16 protein-coding genes and 1 tRNA gene are annotated in these 17820 nt (G+C 45.2%); 14 read left to right on the forward strand and 3 right to left on the reverse strand.

Features of this window, described 5'->3' with window-relative positions; translation table 11 throughout:
* The 11 genes from ACVFI8_RS15755 to edd all read left to right on the forward strand — a co-directional run bounded on the left by ACVFI8_RS15755 (window position 1) and on the right by edd (window position 12091).
* Entirely contained in the window at window positions 1–969 is a 969-nt protein-coding gene (locus ACVFI8_RS15755) for an ion channel (protein WP_248712636.1), read from the forward strand.
* A gap of 5 nt (window positions 970–974) precedes the next feature.
* Window positions 975–1622, forward strand: coding sequence for a YjfK family protein (locus tag ACVFI8_RS15760; RefSeq protein WP_248712635.1), 648 nt, complete (start codon window positions 975–977; stop codon window positions 1620–1622).
* An 11-nt stretch (window positions 1623–1633) separates the two neighbouring features.
* Window positions 1634–2047, forward strand: a complete 414-nt coding sequence (locus tag ACVFI8_RS15765) for a DUF350 domain-containing protein (RefSeq protein ID WP_248712634.1) — start codon at window positions 1634–1636, stop codon at window positions 2045–2047.
* 8 nt (window positions 2048–2055) lie between these two features.
* Window positions 2056–2655: a DUF1190 domain-containing protein gene (locus ACVFI8_RS15770; protein ID WP_248712633.1), complete on the forward strand. Its 600-nt coding sequence runs from the start codon at window positions 2056–2058 to the stop codon at window positions 2653–2655.
* Between the two features lie 2 nt (window positions 2656–2657).
* Window positions 2658–3824: a glutathionylspermidine synthase family protein gene (locus tag ACVFI8_RS15775; RefSeq protein WP_248712632.1), complete on the forward strand. Its 1167-nt coding sequence runs from the start codon at window positions 2658–2660 to the stop codon at window positions 3822–3824.
* A 194-nt stretch (window positions 3825–4018) separates the two neighbouring features.
* Entirely contained in the window at window positions 4019–4783 is a 765-nt protein-coding gene (locus tag ACVFI8_RS15780; protein WP_248712631.1) for an exodeoxyribonuclease III, read from the forward strand.
* Window positions 4784–4969: 186 nt separating this feature from the next.
* Window positions 4970–5905: a cation diffusion facilitator family transporter gene (locus tag ACVFI8_RS15785; RefSeq protein WP_248712630.1), complete on the forward strand. Its 936-nt coding sequence runs from the start codon at window positions 4970–4972 to the stop codon at window positions 5903–5905.
* Between the two features lie 333 nt (window positions 5906–6238).
* Window positions 6239–7240 carry a LacI family DNA-binding transcriptional regulator gene (locus ACVFI8_RS15790; protein WP_457871881.1) on the forward strand — a complete coding sequence of 334 codons (1002 nt, stop codon included), beginning with the start codon at window positions 6239–6241 and terminating at the stop codon, window positions 7238–7240.
* Between the two features lie 47 nt (window positions 7241–7287).
* Window positions 7288–9726, forward strand: coding sequence for a GH36-type glycosyl hydrolase domain-containing protein (locus ACVFI8_RS15795; RefSeq protein WP_457871882.1), 2439 nt, complete (start codon window positions 7288–7290; stop codon window positions 9724–9726).
* A 1-nt stretch (window position 9727) separates the two neighbouring features.
* Window positions 9728–10276: a gluconokinase gene (locus ACVFI8_RS15800; protein ID WP_248712627.1), complete on the forward strand. Its 549-nt coding sequence runs from the start codon at window positions 9728–9730 to the stop codon at window positions 10274–10276.
* 3 nt (window positions 10277–10279) lie between these two features.
* Complete coding sequence (edd, locus tag ACVFI8_RS15805) at window positions 10280–12091, forward strand: phosphogluconate dehydratase (protein ID WP_457871883.1); 1812 nt, start codon at window positions 10280–10282, stop codon at window positions 12089–12091.
* Window positions 12092–12204: 113 nt separating this feature from the next.
* Here edd and ACVFI8_RS15810 read toward each other — a convergent pair whose 3' ends face one another.
* Both ACVFI8_RS15810 and ACVFI8_RS15815 read right to left on the reverse strand, forming a co-directional pair.
* Entirely contained in the window at window positions 12205–13629 is a 1425-nt protein-coding gene (locus ACVFI8_RS15810) for a peptidoglycan DD-metalloendopeptidase family protein (protein WP_248712625.1), read from the reverse strand.
* An 87-nt stretch (window positions 13630–13716) separates the two neighbouring features.
* Complete coding sequence (locus tag ACVFI8_RS15815) at window positions 13717–14166, reverse strand: Fur family transcriptional regulator (protein WP_248712624.1); 450 nt, start codon at window positions 14164–14166, stop codon at window positions 13717–13719.
* 456 nt (window positions 14167–14622) lie between these two features.
* Here ACVFI8_RS15815 and ACVFI8_RS15820 point away from each other — a divergent pair.
* Window positions 14623–14698: transfer RNA gene (locus tag ACVFI8_RS15820), tRNA-Phe, on the forward strand.
* A gap of 100 nt (window positions 14699–14798) precedes the next feature.
* On the opposite strand, the gene ACVFI8_RS15825 is transcribed toward ACVFI8_RS15820, so the two are convergent.
* Complete coding sequence (locus ACVFI8_RS15825; RefSeq protein ID WP_248712623.1) at window positions 14799–15362, reverse strand: helix-turn-helix domain-containing protein; 564 nt, start codon at window positions 15360–15362, stop codon at window positions 14799–14801.
* Between the two features lie 104 nt (window positions 15363–15466).
* Between ACVFI8_RS15825 and ACVFI8_RS15830 the strand changes: the two genes are divergently transcribed.
* Together ACVFI8_RS15830 and mtgA are read left to right on the forward strand one after the other, a co-directional pair.
* Complete coding sequence (locus tag ACVFI8_RS15830) at window positions 15467–16660, forward strand: benzoate/H(+) symporter BenE family transporter (RefSeq protein WP_457873831.1); 1194 nt, start codon at window positions 15467–15469, stop codon at window positions 16658–16660.
* Window positions 16661–16736: 76 nt separating this feature from the next.
* Window positions 16737–17423: a monofunctional biosynthetic peptidoglycan transglycosylase gene (mtgA, locus tag ACVFI8_RS15835; protein ID WP_457871884.1), complete on the forward strand. Its 687-nt coding sequence runs from the start codon at window positions 16737–16739 to the stop codon at window positions 17421–17423.
* The last annotated feature ends 397 nt before the right edge of the window (window positions 17424–17820 follow it).

The raw sequence follows: 17820 nt of genomic DNA on the forward strand, positions 1-17820 counted from the left end.
GTGTTATTGTACGTTTTAATCTCATACTTCAGCTTATTGTTGGTAGGTGAGCACGCCTTAGTAAACAGTGAAACCTTTCTGTATTGGATGGTGGTGACTGCTTCTACCGTTGGTTACGGCGATTTTGGCCCTTCTACCCCTTTAGGGCGCTTAATTGTGAGTTTATGGGTGATACCTGTTGGCATCAGTATTTTTGCCATTGTTATCACCAAAGCCGGTTTTATTATCAACGATATTTATACTAAAGGAACACGAGGTCATCGCATGTTGAAGCTGACAAACCACACTGTCATTATAGGTTGGAACGGTGCTAGAACATTACGCTTAATTGAACTGCTAACCGCGGCAACTAACGGTTCTTCAGACTCGGTATTATTGTGTGTAGATAGTGATATCGAGAACCCCTTACCGGGTAAAGTTGAGTTTGCTCAAGTCGATTCTTATTCTCATGCCGAGACGATGGCGCGCACCAACATCACTGATGCGAGCCGTATCATTATTGATACCGACCAAGATGACGTCACCCTTACCAGTGCTTTATATTGTGCCAAACTCAATCCCAGTTGCCATAAAACTGCTTATCTACAAGATCAAACCATTGCTGATTTATTGCGTAGCCATTGTCCTAAAGTTGAAGTGATTCCTTCGGTATCAGTGGAGATGTTAGCGCGTTCAGCAATGGACCCTGGTTCTGCCCAAGTACACCAACAGTTGCTGGATACTACCCACGGTATGACGCAGTATTCGGTGCAGTATTTAGCCCTAGAACCGATTAAATTTGCCGATGCCTTTCACCATTTCAAAACTGATTTACAAGCTACTATCATAGGCCTGAAAGTGCTTGGCGACGCGCAACTACAACTCAACCCGAGTTTAGATTCCCAGTTAAACCAAGGCGACTCTTTGTATTATATTGCCGAGCGCCGCTTAACTGACGACGAGTGTTTTAATTTCAAGACAATTGGATAACAAGCATGTTTAAGTCTCTGTTTAAAAGAAATAAACCCGAACAAGATAAATACGCAGGTACGCCTAGCGTTATGGGCCTTAAGTTGGGCGGCAGTTTTGAGCTGGACGCCCTCGCACTGCGCTTGGTGATGGCAGACATGGTGGCGAGTAAAGTTGCAGAGACGCAAATTATTCAATCTGCTGGCATTGTTGATTTAGACGGTACCACGGTGTACCGCTTTTACACTGATGACGAAGGCTTTTTACAAGTGGTCGCTAATGGCGAAGGCGAAGCTGATGTGGTAGATGTTAAAATGTTCCATTACTACGACACCTTAGATATCGCTAACCAAAGCGAATGGGACCAGCTACTTAATACAAAAATTGGTGCAAGTACTTATCAGTTAGAAGGGCATACTTATCATCGAGTATGGACGTCTACCACTGATTACCATAATCCGGTGCATATGGAAGAAAAGACCTACCAAGACAATAGTGATTTTTCGACTACCGACCAATTCACCATGCTGTTTGAAAGAGAGTTGGCTAATGGAGAGATGGAATCACTGTTTTTGTCTGCCGAAGAAGTGCTAAATAATGATGCGCTGGAACGTTGTTTAGTAATAAGCACTGGCATGACTGTATCACCCACTCAAATTACTATTCACGGATAAAGGACCTGAAAATGGAATCGTCGGAATTACTCATCGCTGTTGCGAACTTTGCTATTTACTTCGCCGCATCAATTATTTTCTTAATGTTGTTTAAAGTTATTTACGTGCGTGTTACCCCTCATGATGAGTGGGAATTAATTAAAGAAGGTAAAAACACCAGTGCGGCTATTGCTTTTGGTGGCGCTGTATTAGGCTTTGCTTTGGCTTTGTCTGGTGCCGCCAGTAACTCAATTTCGTTTGTTGATTATGCCTTATGGGGTGTGATTGCGTTAGTGGCGCAAATTGCTGCATTTGTGATTGTTCGTTTTGTGTTTATTCCTGGCATTGTGTCGCGCATTGAAGCTAACGAAGTGAGCGCAGGCATTATGTTGGCCGCAACCAGTGTATCGGTAGGACTACTTAACGCAGCTTGCATGACCTACTAGGAGGCGCCATGAAACGTTCTAAGTTTATCAACTTGGCGGCGATGCGTAAGCTACCCGCAGCAAAGCCTTCGTTTTTAGTTAAACCCTTGGTCGTCGCTGTATCTGCCGCTATGTTGAGTGCCTGTTCAGAGCCTCAAGACGATGCGATAGTGATTGAGTCGGTCGATGACTGTGTGACTAAAACTACGCTTAATCAGCAGCAGTGTGTTGCGGTTTACCAAAACGCTGAAGCTGAAGCCGCGCGCACCGCGCCAAAATACAATAACCGCCAGGACTGTGAAGAGACCTTTGGTTATGAAGGCTGTCGCGCGAGTAGTAACGGTATATTCACACCGATTATGTATGGTTATCTGTTTGGTCGAATGATGGACACAAGTCGACCTTCATCGGTATACAAATATAACCAACGTGGTTCCTCTTACCGTGACTCAATTATTACCGCCGACGGTTCGGTGATTGGTAAAGCCGGTCAGAGAGGCTATAAAGTTAACCGTTCTGCTTATGACAGCAAACCTACCGTAACAAGAACGGTATCGCGAGGTGGGTTTGGCGCTAAAGCATCTGCTAAATCATCTTGGGGTGGTTCTAAATCTAGCTGGGGCGGTTAAACGTGCTGCGAGTTCCGATTCAAGAACGACTTAATTGGCAGCAACAAGCCAAAGAATACGGCTTTAACTACCACACCATGTACGGTGATAAGTACTGGGATGAGTCAGCTTATTATCAATTTACCCTAGAGCAAATAGAAACCGGAATTGAAGCGCCTACCGAAGAAATTCACCAAATGTGTCTTGAGGTAGTTGATAAGGTGGTGCACGACGAACAACTGATGCGCCGTTTTTGTATCCCCGAAAAACACTGGGACTTTGTGCGTCAATCGTGGGTAAACGGCGAGCCCTGTTTATATTCTCGTTTAGATTTTTGCTACGACGGTAAAGGTGACGCTAAGTTATACGAGAACAACGCTGATACCCCCACCTCGGTTTACGAGAGTGGCTTTTGGCAGTGGTTATGGTTAAAGGATAATGTTGACCAAGGCCGGCTGAACCCAGCTAGCGATCAGTTTAATAGCTTGCAAGAAAAGCTGATTAATCGCTTTAGTGATTTGCAGTATTTAACACCTGGTAGGCCGCTACATTTTGCCTGTTGTAAAGACACCGACGAAGACCGCGGTACCGTGCAATATATGGAAGATTGCGCCAAAGCCGCCGGTTTAGAGACCAATTTTGTTTTTGTAGAAGACATTGGTATTGATAAACAACAACGCTTTACCAACCTAAACGACGAAGTGATTAGCTGGATGTTTAAGCTCTATCCTTGGGAATTTATGTTTGACGAAGAATTTGGTGATAGTTTAGGCCAGCAAAATATTCGTTGGTTAGAGCCCGCTTGGAAAAGCATCATATCTAACAAAGCCTTGTTGCCAATGCTGTGGAAGATGTTCCCTAATCACCCTAATTTATTAGCGTCTTTTTTTGAAGACCAGTTATCACACGCTAACTTTAGTGCTGGCATTGTAAAGAAACCTATCTTCTCTCGCGAAGGTGCCAATATCTCGATATTACGGGGTGAGGATAAGATTGCTACTACCCACGGCCCTTACGGTGAAGAAGGTTATATCTACCAAGCTTTACATGAACTGCCTAAGTTTGGCGACAACTTCACCTTAATTGGTTCTTGGCTGGTCGACGACCAAGCCGCGGGTATCTCTATTCGTGAAGACAGTAGTTTAGTCACCCAAGATATGAGTCGATACCTGCCGCATATTATTTTGTAAGTTAACGCGAGTAGGCCGCTACATAAGGCGCGTATCTCACGCCTATTTGTTAAGTAGCCTACTAAGCAATCCACTAAGTTTTAAAGGTTTTTTACTGTGCTTTAAGCCTGCTACAATAGCGCTTATATTTAGCTCGTGACCAGCGCTTTAGGCTTGGACAGAGCACTACTAGTTACTATTTTAAGGAAGAGCGAATGCGCTTAGTATCGTGGAACGTGAATGGCATTAGAGCGGTAATGAAAAAAGAGTTTGTGGCCTCCTTAGACTCTATGCAAACTGATGTGTTGTGTTTACAAGAGACCAAAGCGCAAGACGACCAGGTCATGACAGCCTTAGCCGAGCTAGAGGGCTACCACATCTATAGTAATTCGGCAGTTAAGAAGGGTTACTCAGGCACCGCTATCTTAACTAAAGAAAAACCGATTAATGTTGAATACGATATGGGCATTGAAGAACACGACCAAGAAGGTCGAGTGATAGCCGCAGAATATCAGCAGTTTATTTTGGTGACGGTGTATACACCCAATTCAGGCAGTGAACTTAAGCGTTTAGCTTATCGCCAACAGTGGGACGCCGACTTTTTAGCCTACCTCAAAGGCCTAGAAGCCCGTAAACCAGTGCTGGTTTGCGGTGACTTAAACGTAGCCCATAAAGACATTGATTTGGCGCGACCTAAGCCTAACTACAACAAAAGTGCCGGCTATATGCAGGCCGAAATTGACGGTATTGATAACTTAACTGCAGCAGGCTTTGTTGATACCTTCCGCTTAGCGAAACAAGACCAAGTTAAATACAGCTGGTGGAGCTACCGAGCAGGAGCTAGGGGCCGTAACATTGGCTGGAGAATAGACTACTTCTTGGTAAGTGAAGCCTTTGCCAGCCAAGTCACTGATGCCGACATACTTAACGATATCATGGGGTCAGATCACTGCCCGGTTCAGGTTGATATCGCGCTATAAGTTCAGCGGGTTAGCGTTAGTTGAAAGTGAGCGGTGTTAATGTCGCTCAATTTTCTATTGGCTCTAATCCCGTTAATAGTAATAATTATCAATTAGTTAATCAGCTTAAGTGTTGCTTCATTGCTCGTATTTTTTGTCGAGAATCGGTAGACTGCGCAATTAACTTGCTTGATACCGGACATTATTATGGGACAGCTTGAAGTAAAAACTGTTCGTAAAGCCACATGGATAGGCTCTATTGCCAACGTGCTGTTGGCAATATTAAAAATTACGGTAGGTAAAATTACCGGAAGCCAAGCCTTAGTGGCTGATGGCGTGCACAGTTTCTCTGATTTAGTGACCGATGCAGCCATCTTATTAGGTTCTCGTTACTGGGCGGCCCCAGCAGACAAAGAACACCCCTATGGCCACGGTCGCTTTGAAACCCTAACCAATGTTTTCATTGGAGCCATATTAGTCATAGTGGGTTTAGGCATTGCTTGGGATTCAATTAATTCATTTTCTGAAGAAACCTCTAATCCTGGAGCATTAGCGTTATGGGCTGCAATTATTTCAATTGTAGTGAAGGAGGCTTTATATCGTTGGACCTTAGTTCAAGCTAAAAAGGTGAATAGCCGTGCGTTACATGCCAACGCTTGGCATCACCGTAGTGATGCTTTAAGCTCGTTACCGGTGGCTGTTGCAGTGCTGGCTAACTACTTTTTCCCGCACCTACATTACCTCGATCAAGTAGCTGCTTTGCTGGTGACGGCGATGATCTTAAAAGCCGCTTGGGAAATTATCTGGCCAGCGTTACAAGAGATCACCGAGAAAGAAGCCGACGAACAATTAGATCATAAGATTCAAAGCCGTGCCGCATTAATCCCAGATATTAAAGAAGTGCATGCTATCCGTAATCGTCGAGTAGGTAGCGCCATATTGGTGGATTTTCATCTGCTAGTAGACCCCCTTATGAGTGTGGAACAGGCCCATACTATTACAGAAGAATTTAAAGATCATTTAATGCAAGAACTCGACGAAGTCGTCGATGTCATCATTCACATTGAGCCGTTTAATTGTGCTGAACGTTTACTTAACCCTTGTTGTGATGAATGTGATGATGAAATGGCGCTAAGTAATTAATACGGTTCGAAACTAAGCAGGAAGCCTTGACGTCGTTTTCAGCGATTGTTCGGTGAAACCTTCTAAAGCAGATAAGAGAAGAGCGCTAAGGCGCTCTTTTTTTGTTTTACATTTACCCGCTAACTTAGTTTGAGTATGGATCGGCGAGCCAATTAAACCCTAAGGATTTTGATTATCGAAAACAGCCAACAGGATGAAACAAACCGAGCCCACATTTACTTTGTTTCATAGTTATTTGGAATCGGTTCCATTTTGGTTTTCCTTCGCTTGTTCCTCCTATTCAACTGCCGCAATCTACTCTCAATCAGCGAAAGCAAAAGAGGCTAGGAAGTTGTGGCTACAATCAAAGATGTCGCAAAATTAGCAGAGGTAGGGGTAGGCACGGTCTCTCGGTGCTTATCTGGCAATGGGGGCGTGTCGGACAAAGCGAAAACTAGAATTACTCAGGCGATGGCGCAACTAAACTACCGCCCAAATAGTATGGCGCGAGCGCTATCTACCCGTCGTTCAAACATTATTGGTGTGTGGTTGCCGTCTTTATCTGGGCCGTTCTACCACAAAATACTCCGCAGTATAGAGCAAGAGCTACGTAGTCACGGAAAGCACCTGATTTTAGCCAACGCAGAAGGGGCTAACAGCCAACAGGAGCGTCTTGAACATCTTAACTATCTAATTCATCGAGAATGCGATGGTGTATTAATGGTTTGCCCTGAAATTAGTGATGAAGCGCTGCTCAACGCGCAGGCGCACTATCCAGCCTTAGTGTTTATTAATCACCATGTGCAAGCCCTCGCGGGGCACTCTTTTAGTGTTGACCACTATGCGGGTGGGCGATTAGCGGCCGCAGCGTTATTAAGCTTGGGTCACCGTAATATTGCCTGCGTAAGTGGTCGGTTAAGCGCCCAAGATGGCTACCTTCGCCAGCAAGGGTTTTTAGATGAACTGGCGGAACAAGGCCAGCCTATAGCTGCCAACTTACTCATCGAAGGCAGTTTTGACTATCAGCGTTGCGCACACGCTATTCAGCACTTGTTAGACCAAGGTGAGACTTTTGATGCCCTATTTTGTGGCAACGACAAGGTGGCGTTAGTGGCTTTGTCGATGTTACAAGCCGCTGGAATCAAAGTTCCTCAACAGGTTTCTGTAGTCGGTTACGACGATGTCGATTTTGCTGCGTATACCACGCCAGCCCTGAGTACTGTTCGCATCCCCATCGAGGAAATGGCAAGCAGCGCCTGTAGGCAAATGCTTAATCAAGCTTACGGCTTAACTGGACAGATAAAGCAACATTTCAGGCCTGTTTTTGTAGAGCGGGCCAGCACTGCCAAGCGCTGATTGAATTAAGCCTGAAATGGCGCTATTAAAATAGTGAAGGACAATAAATGGCTAAATTTATAGAAAATGGGCAACGTTACCAGCTTGATGACCCATGCATCGCGCCTAACAGTGCAGGGTACTTATGGAATCGAAAAATGATGGTGCACATGAACTGCCGTGGTTTTGCAGTGAGCCAATATATGGATCCTGAACCACGAAAATATGCCCATGTGCCTAACCTAGCAGCGCAGAGCTTTATGCAGCCTGAACAGCCTTATTTTAGTCACCATCCTGGTCGTTTTTTCTATTTGCGAGATAATCAAAGCGGTGAAATGTTTTCAGCGCCGTATGAGCCGATGAAGGTTGCGCTAGATAAGTTTGCCTTTGAACCCGGTTTAGCCGATATCCGCTGGCACCTTGAAAAACTAGGCGTTGCGTTGGATATTTCCTTAAGTTTATCTGAGGAAGATGTGGTAGAGATTTGGCAAGTGAAGCTGAGTAACTTGACGAAACAGCCACGAGATCTGTCTCTCATTCCTTATTTTCCGGTTGGCTATGCTTCATGGATGAATATGGGCGGCCATTTTGATGCAGCTCTCAATGCTATTGTTTGTAGTAGCGTTACCCCATATCAAGTGGTAGCAGACTACTTCAAAAACCAACATTTTAAAGATATCACCTTCTTGGCTGCCGATCGCCAGCCCGATTTTTATGAAGTATCGCAAAGTGAGTTTGAAGGAGAGGGAGGCTTGCACAATCCTTCGGCACTGCAAGCAGGAAGAAATTTAGCCAATGGTGAAGCCCATTACGAGCTGCCAGCGGCGATTATGCAGTTTCATTATCCATTGGCTGCTAATCAGAGTCAGACGTTAAGGTTATTGTTTGGGCCAGCAAAAGATAAGGCCGAAATTAGTGCCCTTACTCAACGCTATTTATATCAACATGCTGGCGAGCAGCAGGCCTACCAAGCTTATATAGCCCAAGGGCAAGGCTGCCTAAATGTAGAAACGCCAGACCAACAGTTTAATCACTTTGTTAATCATTGGTTGCCTAGGCAAATCTTTTATCACGGCGACAGCAATAGGCTAACCACTGATCCGCAAACCCGCAATTATTTACAAGATGCGATGGGTATGGTGTATCTAAACCCTAGCGCTACCAAAGCGGCCATTATTACCGCACTGCAGCAGCAAAAGTTCAGCGGGGCGATGCCCGACGGTATATTGCTCACCGCAGATGCCGAGCTTAAATACATAAATAAGGTTCCGCACACTGACCATCCGGTGTGGCTGTCTATTGTAGTAAATGCTTACCTGCAAGAAACCGCTGACTATGCCTTTTTGCAATTACCCTTAGGCTGGGTTGATAAAGATGTGCAAAGCAGTGTATTTGAACACGTGAGCAAAGCCATGTTGTTTTTAAGTGACGCAAATGATGAACGCGGTTTACCCTATATTGCTCAGGGAGATTGGTGTGACCCCATGAACATGGTGGGTTATCAAGGTAAAGGCGTATCAGGTTGGTTAGCAGAGGCCATTTCTTATGCCTTACAGCTATGGGCTCCGATTTGTGAACAACAGCAACAGAGCGAATTAGCGACTAAATTGAGATTGCATGCCGAGCAGTTAAATAAACGGATTAATCACTACTTTTGGGATGGTGCGTGGTATGGGCGAGGCATTACCGATAATGGCCGTTTATTTGGCATTAACAGCGACAGCGAAGGCAAAATTTTTCTTAATGCTCAAAGTTGGGCCTTGCTATGTGGCGCGGCTAGCCAGCAGCAAAAGCAACTTATCCTACATGCTATTGACGAGCAGCTAGATACCCCTTATGGCGTAATGATGAGTGCGCCAGCCTTTACCACAATGCATGATGATATAGGTCGGGTCAGTCAAAAATGGCCTGGCAGCGCTGAAAATGGGTCGGTCTATAATCACGCAGCAGCATTCTATGCTGCCTCGTTATACGCCAGTGATGAAGCCGATAGAGCGTTTGATGTATTACGCAAAATGATCCCCAGTAATCATCAAGACGATCTAAAGAGGCGGGGGCAATTGCCGGTTTATCTGCCAAACTATTATCGCGGCGCATATTATCAATACCCACGAACAGCAGGCCGTTCAAGTCACTTATTTAATACCGGCACTGGAGCGTGGTTTTATCAGCAGACCATAGAGAAAATGTTTGGTTTAAAGGGGTGTGAACAAGGCTTAGGTATATGTCCGCAGCTACCGAGTCGCTGGCATCAAGTGAGTATTGTTCGCCACTTTCGAGGGGCGTTTTTTCATATCAACTATAGCCGTTCTAAGGCCTTGAGCGACAACACCATCAAGGTACAACAAACTTGGCCAAATGCAGCGCAAGGCGCTCATTTAGTCTTAAAACAAACAGAAAGGGGCGTAGTCGTTAGTGGGTTTATGCTGGCCGAACATTATTATTTAACAGTGCAGTTAGCAGCAGGTGGTGTCACTGACACAGCCCCAACCATGGCGGCTAAATGATATGAAAGCTAACGTCGCCAAGGTGTATATTGTCATGGGCGTTTCAGGCTCAGGCAAGTCAAGTATTGGTCAAGCTTTGGCAGAGCGCTTAGGCATAGCGTTTATTGACGGAGATGATTTACACCCCAGTGATAACATCAAAAAAATGTGCCGTGGTGAGCCGCTTAATGATAAAGACCGCCAGCCCTGGCTTAATCGTATTCGCCAGCAGGCTAGGCAATGTCTCGCTGAGCAACACAGTGTCGTGATTGTGTGTTCTGCCCTTAAAAAGCACTACCGAGATACCCTACGTCAAGCAGGTCATGAGGTAGTGTTCATTTTTCTAGATGGCTCTTTCCAGCTAATTAGCCAGCGTTTAGCGGGGCGTAGCGAGCACTTTATGCCCAGTGAATTACTGGCCAGTCAATTTGCTAGCTTAGAAGTGCCATCTACAACAGAAACTGATGTGCTTAGAACCGACATCAATGGCTCTGTTCGCCAAATAGTCAGTCGTTGTATTTCAGCTATTGCGCGGAGTGAGCAAGCCCATCAACCTTTGCCAAGAGCGTAACCAATGAATCCAATTATTCAACAAGTCACTCAAGATATTCGCCAACGTAGCCTTGCTTTGCGCCAAGCCTACGTCTCGAGAATGCAAGCTCAAGCTGAGCAAGGTAGCACTCGAGCTAGTCTCAGCTGCGGCAATTTGGCGCATGCTGTAGCAGCGTGCAACAGCGAGCAAAAAGGCCAGCTATTGGATTTTACTCGGGTAAACGTAGCTATTATTAGTGCTTATAACGATATGTTAAGTGCTCATCAACCTTATGCGAGCTATCCGCAACAAATTAAAGAAATACTCATTAAATTAGGGCATAGCGGGCAAGTAGCCGGAGGCGTGCCCGCCATGTGTGATGGGGTTACCCAAGGCCAAGAGGGTATGGATCTATCGCTGTACTCACGAGATCTTATTGCCCAAAGCACCGCTATTGGTTTAAGCCATCAAGGCTTTGATGCCTGCTTGCTACTTGGCGTATGTGACAAAATCGCGCCAGGTCAATTAATGGGGGCCTTAGCTTTTGGCCATTTACCTACGGCTTTTGTGCCTAGTGGGCCAATGCCTTCGGGGATCTCTAACCAAGAAAAAGTGGCTATGCGTCAACAGCACGCAGCGGGTGAGCTAGGCGACCAAGCCCTACAAGACATGGAGTGTAAAGCCTATCATGCGCCGGGAACATGTACTTTCTATGGTACGGCTAATACTAATCAGCTGGTGTTTGAAGCCATGGGGCTGATGTTGCCGGGTAGCGCCTTTGTTCCCACCAATTCTAATTTGCGTAATAAGCTAACCGATAAGCTCGCCAGCCACATGGTATCGATTGCTTTGGGAAGTGGCGATTATCGTCCTCTATATCGGATAGTCGATGAGAAGTGTTTAGTTAACGGGTTAGTGGCCTTAATGGCATCAGGGGGCAGTACTAACCATACGCTGCATATGATTGCGATAGCGCGCAGCGCAGGGATAATCCTAAATTGGGATGATTTTGCCAAACTGGCAAGCTGTGTGCCTCAATTAACCCGCATGTATCCCAATGGCCCGGCCGATATCAATGCTTTTGAACAAGCCGGAGCGGTTCCCTGCTTAATGCGTTTGCTCGCCCAGCGAAAGCTAATTCATATGGACGCCAGAACCATTTACGGCACGGTTAGCGACTACTTAAAGCAAGCTTGCTTGGAAGATAATCGCATAAGTTGGGTGCCAGTGCTCGCCTCTAAAGATCATGCAGTGATTGCCGCCGACGATCAGCAGTTTTCCAATAGCGGTGGTTTACAGGTATTAGCCGGTAACCTAGGACGGGCAGTGATTAAGACCAGTGCCTTAGAGGCCTCGCAGCGAGTGATTACAGCCTCTGCTCGGGTGTTTGATAGCCAGCATGATGTTGCAGAAGCTTATCAAAAAGGAGAGTTTAACCAAGATGTGGTGGTGGTGGTTCGTTATAACGGGCCATCGGCCAATGGAATGCCAGAGTTGCATAAACTCATGCCGGTATTGGCTAACTTACAAAACAAGGGTTTTAAAGTTGCATTAGTGACTGATGGTCGTCTGTCTGGAGCATCAGGGAAAATCCCTTCAGCTATTCATTTAAGCCCTGAAACGGCAAAGGGCGGCATATTGAGTAAGCTGCGAGACGGGGACATTATTCATTTAGATGCTAACCAAGGGATCTTAGATTGCAGGCTGACCGCGCAACAGCTACAACAACGAGAGTCGCAAGCTGATAGTAAACCAGACCAACATGTTGGCACTGGGCGTGAACTGTTTAGCCCATTTCGACGCTTAATTAGCAGTGCTGAAACAGGGGCCACGGTATTGTTTGACTCGTTTTAAGCTGAGGGAGGGCGGTTTATGGCAGCTAGATAGCTGAATGTTAGCTATCTAGCCCTTACAATCAATATAAAGCGATTTGGTTAAACGTACCGTTTTAAATAGTCCAGCTGGCCTTAACTAGACTCAATTAGCTGGTTCATATCAGTAATTAACTGATTGAAGGCGATACGGTCCTGCTTGTCGATAGCCGATGCCAACGGAATTTTAGCTTTCATCGGGTTGACTGCTCGACCATTGATGTGAAATTCATAATGTAAATGCGGACCGGTAGAACGGCCGGTATTGCCCGATTCGGCAATCACTTGACCACGAGTGACTCGCTGGCCTTTTCGCACTTTAAACTTGTTCAAATGTAAGTAACGAGAGCGGTACTTACCACCATGCTGAATCACGATATATTTGCCAGCGTAAGGGTGGTTTTCGATGCGAGTGATCACACCATCACCGGCCGCTAATACAGGGGTGCCAATAGCTACACCAAAATCAGTGCCGTTGTGTGGCGAAATTCGGCCAGTAATGGGGTGCTTCCGACGGGGATTAAAGGGCGAACTAACACGTTGCTTACGTTTTAATGGAATGCGCATAAAGGCGCGGGCTAAACTTTCGCCCTCTTTATCGTAATAGTTACCGTTACTAAATAGGTAAGCGCTATATTCGTTACCACGATTAAAAATACGCACCGCACTTATTTCACTTTGACCGGTGAGCGCCCCGTCAATGTACTGGCGATTTCTTACTACTTGAAAGACGTCACCAGCCCTAAAGTCTCTCGAAAAACGAATCTTGTCTTGAAACATTTGGGACACTTGGTCGACTTCGTTGGCATTTAATCCTGCTTTGCGTGCCGAGACGTAAAAGCTACCTTCAATGGTGCCGCTAATGGCTTGTTTTTGCCATTGACCTTCAATAGTGACGGTTTCATATTCAAAGCTGGTGGCATCCACTCTTTTAAACACGATTTGCTGAGCAGGGTTAAAGGCCAACTGTAAGGCTTGTAACTCTTGCTTATCGTGGTCAATGGTAAATGTAAGTTGGTGTCCAAGGCTTAAAGTATCTAACGCTAGCACCGATATATCGGCCTCTAGTACTTGATACATGGTGGTTTGATCAATGTTGAAGCGAGTGAAGATTTTGCCTAAGGTATCACCTTTTTTTATCGTGTAGCGGTAAGTTTGTACACTATTTTCTAATGCATTACTGGGTTCGGCCGCAGCCTGTGGGGCATCATTTTCTTTAGTGACGCTTGGCTCAGCGTGTTGTTTAAACTGTTCAGCACTGGGTTCTGTTTGGGTCGTTTTACTCGCTAATTCAATCGTCTTGCGAGAGCTTGGCGCTAACTCAAATACTTGGGTGTCATTATCTTGATTAAAGCTGTTTTGCGGAAGCTCAATCAATTGACGTGAGCTACTGGTTGTTGACTGCTGCGTTGGCCAAATACTGGCTATGGTGATGACAGCACCACAAGCCAATATAAGCTGCCAGTGTTTACTGGGTAGCTTGCTAGGTCGGCCAAACATTTGGGCTTTACTGTTGAACATACTATCTATTACCTATCACACACTGTCTTAATGCAGCTGTTGTTTTAGTGTTATTGGTGATGAACAGAGTCTTTTTGCAAGTTAATGTCATGGTGTTTGCCTGTGTTGGCAACCAGAACATAATCCTTGAAACTCGTAAGTTTGTGGATGCAAACTAAATCCCTGTTTACCCGCAAAGTTATCCAGTTCAGTTTTTAGTTGGTTGGATAAATCAAGTTGAGTCACTGATTTACAATCGGTACATATTAATAGCGGCTTAGGCCCAAAAGACGTATCTTGTTGGCTAACCAGATAGCGGCTGCTGGATTCTAAGTGCTGAATGAAATGATGCTGTAATAAAAACTCCAACGCACGGTAAACGGTAGGTGGTTTAGTTTTCGGTTGCTGTTTTTGCAGCTCGGCCAAAATGTCATAAGCGCTTAAGGGCTCATTACTGCGGTGTAGTAAGGCTAATACCGCCTCACGATTAGGCGTAAAGTTAAGCTTAAGTTCGCTACAGTAATCACTAACGTGTTGTATGTATTCTACTGTAGACATGAATTTCCGATTGAGAACAGTGAGTTGGATGTAAACCTTCAGCAGGTCTACAAATTTGAGCGTTACATTATAACAATGAGCTTAAGTTGGCAAGTCAGCTTTGTCATCTATATAGCAATTTGTGAGTGCTGGCTCACTATTTAAGCGCTTGTAAACAAATGACTATTTTCATTTCTGGTGTAAATTAGGGTTAAGCCTATAGCGAGTGTTAAATCCTTATTCACTGCCGTTGCCGTTCTATTCCACTAAAATTGATTTGCAGTCTTCTACACTGGCAAATTCTAACAGTAACAAGAACCGCGCTTTGAAAGCGCTGAGAGACGTGCGGGTGTATTGGTTTAGTTTTACTCAGATTGAGTGAATTTCACCTGCTTTGCTTGCTTTGTAAGCACTCAGTGCTAATTTTATAAAAATCGGTTGACTTGTTTGGGCTAAAAACGTTTAATAGCCGCCGTTGCCCGGATAGCTCAGTCGGTAGAGCAGAGGATTGAAAATCCTCGTGTCGGTGGTTCGATTCCGCCTCCGGGCACCACCTTTAAAAAGCCTGCATTTATGCAGGCTTTTTTCGTTTCAGGTTTTAAGCCTAGCCTATCCCTCACACCGTTATTGGCCTCGCCTTATCGTTGCAGTGATTAATTCACTGAGTAGTGGATCAGATCATTAAACACCACCGCTTGTTGACTGAGGTTGCGATAGCCATGTTCTTGGTCGCCGGCAAACCGTATTGCTTGTCCTTTGCTTAATGGTATCCACTGCCCTTTTATTAGCACTTCCATTTCACCGCTAATGACCACAATATGCTCGCTGACACCAGGTTCGTGGGCTTCAGATAAGCGCTCATAACCTGGTAATAAGGTTAACTCAAACATCTCAAAGCCATAATGGGGATCAAAGGGAAATAATGTGGCAACCAACATGCTGTCGCTGGCGGGCTGTTGGCGAAGCTGCTCGGCGCTTCTTACCTCTGAGTGTTGACTATCACTTAAGCTAGGCTCTATAAAATAAGATAGAGACGTATTAAACCCTCCGGCAATTTTCCATAAGGTTGCGATAGTTGGGCTCGACTCACCGCGTTCGATCTGGCCTAACATTGCTTTACTTACTCCCGTTTCTTGCGCCGCTTTGGTTAAGCTCCACTGTTTTTGTTGCCGTTTGGTTTTTAGCATTTGAGCGAGGTACTGATTGAGAGCTTGCACTTGAAGACCTTTGATTGACTAATATTTAATTCTTGTATGTTATAGCGCACAAGTGCTAGGCTTGTCCATGTTGTGCGTTATAGCGCACGGGTGGGTTAAAGGTAATTGAGCTTGTTAGGGAGGGCTTTAGCTTGCGACGTTTAATAAGTTTGTCACATATATCAGCGGGCTTCATTGCGGTTTTAGTTGGCTATAGCAGTTCTGCTGTAATTATCTTTCAAGCCGCTGCCGCAGTCGGTGCAAGTGAACAGCAAATCGCCTCGTGGTTATGGGCGCTTGGTTTAGGAATGGGGTGCAGTAGCATTGGCTTGTCACTTTATTATAAGCAGCCGGTTCTTACCGCTTGGTCAACACCAGGCGCGGCTTTATTGGTAACCAGTTTATCTGGTTTGTCGATAAACGAGGCAGTAGGGGCATTTTTATTTAGTTCGCTACTTATTACACTTTGTGGCTTAAGTGGTTTGGTAGACAAGCTAATCAAATGGATCCCTCAGTCTTTGGCGGCGGCAATGTTGGCGGGCGTGTTGTTGCAGTTTTGCTTACAGCTGTTTACGGCTCTTGAGAGCCAATTACTATTCGTTGGGCCCATGCTCGCGTGTTACTTGCTGGTTCGCTATGCCCTGCCACGTTACGTGATGCTGATTAGCTTAATGCTTGGTTGTAGTATCGCTTATGCCTTAGGTTTGTTGGATGGTAGCAAATTGAGTTTGGATTTAGCCCGCCCAGAATGGATTAGTCCGGTATTATCATTTCAAGCGATGGTTGGGGTCGGGTTACCATTATTTATCGTGACCATGGCTTCGCAAAATATGCCAGGCATTGCCGCGTTGCATGGCAATGGGTATCGGCCTCCAATCTCGCCACTTATCTCTTGGACCGGCATTACTGGGCTACTACTGGCTCCATTTGGCGGTTTCGCATTTAATTTGTCGGCCATAACGGCTGCAATATGTATGGGGAAAGACGCGGACGAAGACCCTAGCAGGCGTTATTGGGCTGCTGTTTGGGCCGGCGTTTTTTATGTTGCGGTCGGTTTATTGGGAGCAACTGTGGTGAGCGTATTCTCGGCTTTTCCTGAAGCATTAGTGATGGCGATAGCGGGCTTAGCTTTATTGAGCACGGTAGCCAATAGCTTGGCGACAGCTCTGGCTCAGCCTAATGGGCGAGATGCCGCTGTAATAACCTTTGTTGCTACAGCTTCTGGTTTTAGTATAGGAGGCATTGGTAGCGCCTTTTGGGGCTTGAGCTTGGGCTTATTGGTACATTATTTCGCCGCATATTTAGCGCGTTGTAAATGATTGAACGGCTTAATATCTTCATTTATTTAGTATAATTGGTTAACGTAGTGATACACGCTTAAAAATGGTTGCACAGATGCTAAAACGGCTGGGTAAAGGCTTGTTGTGGTTGTTTGTAGGTATAATGATTAGTGCTGAAATTATGGTTTTAGCACTGCGCTGGATAGACCCTCCTATTTGGGCATGGCGAATTCACCGCAGTATTTACCCTCCAAGTAGTTACCCTCAGCAAATTAACCATGATTGGCGGGGCATCGATGAGATCAGTCCAAATATGAGCTTGGCAGTAGTGGCTGCAGAAGACCAAAAGTTTCCCGTTCATTGGGGGATAGACTTCGCATCGATATGGCAAGCAGTGAAAGACAATCAGCAGGGCTCTAGGCTACGTGGCGCCAGTACCATCACCCAGCAAACCGCAAAGAATCTGTGGTTGTGGCCCAGTCAAAGCTATTGGCGTAAAGCACTAGAAGCGGGTTTCAGCTTAATGCTAGAACTTAACCTCAGTAAGTCTCGTATTTTGGAAGTTTACTTAAACATTGCCGAGTATGGGCCTGGTATTTATGGCGTAGAAGCCGCTAGTCAGCATTACTTTAAGCATTCGTCTAAACGATTAAGTCGTGAACAAGCGGCCAGTTTGGCGGCTTTATTGCCTAGTCCTTATCGCTATCAATTGTGGCCGCGTTCAGCCTATATCAATCAGCGCATTTTATGGATAAGCCAACAAATGCGCCAGTTAGGTGGTAACTATCTAGACTTGAAGTAATTCAATTAACATCAGCTAGAGAGCCGCTTGAAATAGCTGAACCGTATATTGTGCGGAGTGTTTCAAAACCAGTAATATCACAAATATGGATATAGCAATTAAGCCAGCTTTGGACAGGGTTTTTAAGAATTGAAATAGCATAATGACCTCACTTTTTGTTTAGCCATCCTTGGTGCTTATCTGTTTAAAATTATAAGTGATAGCGAACAGTAGAGAAACTGAAAAACTTGTTTTACATCAAACTGGCTTGCTGTTTTTTTGAACGTTTATTGATGGTGTGAGCCGCTTCAAAGTCATGATTATCGTCTTGTTTGGCGGTAAATAAAAATGATAACAATTATCACTATTGTTGCGTAAGTTGATGGAATGTAAATGTAATGTGTGTTTGCTGGTGCTT

Source organism: Agarivorans sp. MS3-6 (genome assembly GCF_054112545.1).